General features: G+C 46.0%; 1 protein-coding gene. It reads right to left on the minus strand.

From position 1 onward, the window contains the following. Positions 1-619, minus strand: a 619-nt coding sequence (locus R7R24_RS28195) for an ACT domain-containing protein (RefSeq protein WP_318120376.1), incomplete at both ends; no start/stop codon positions are given.

Genomic DNA, 619 nt, shown 5'->3' on the forward strand with positions numbered 1-619 from the left:
ACCAGCTCACCGCCAACACCGCCAACACCGACGACAAACACATCGAGGAAGTATTTCGAGTTAAATAGGTTTTCGTGACACGCTTTGATCGCCTCAGAAATTTTGTCTTCCGGAATTACCGCAGAGATAGCACGCTCTGAAGAACCCTGCGCAATCGCGACGATATTGACGTTCACTTCCGCAAGAGAAGAGAAGAAACGTGAAGCAACACCACGGGATGTACGCATGCCGTCACCAACCAAGGTAACGATAGAAACATCATCGATAAAATCAACCGGTTCCAATAGACCGTCTTTTAGTTCAAGTTCAAACGCATCCGCCAGAACTTGTTGAGCTTTCAACTTATCATCAGCCTCGATACAGAAGCTGATGCTGTACTCAGACGATGATTGAGTAATTAATACAATAGAGACACCAGCAGAAGACATCGCACCAAATACTCGGCTCGCCATGCCTACCATCCCCTTCATACCTGGGCCTGATACGTTAACCATGGTTAGGTCGTTAAGCGTTGTAATACCTTTGATCGCAAGATTATCTTCACCAGTATCTTGGCCGATAAGCGTACCTGCACCTTGAGGGTTAAAGCTGTTTTTGATCAGACATGGAATGTGGAATT

This window comes from Vibrio sp. 704 (genome assembly GCF_033339295.1).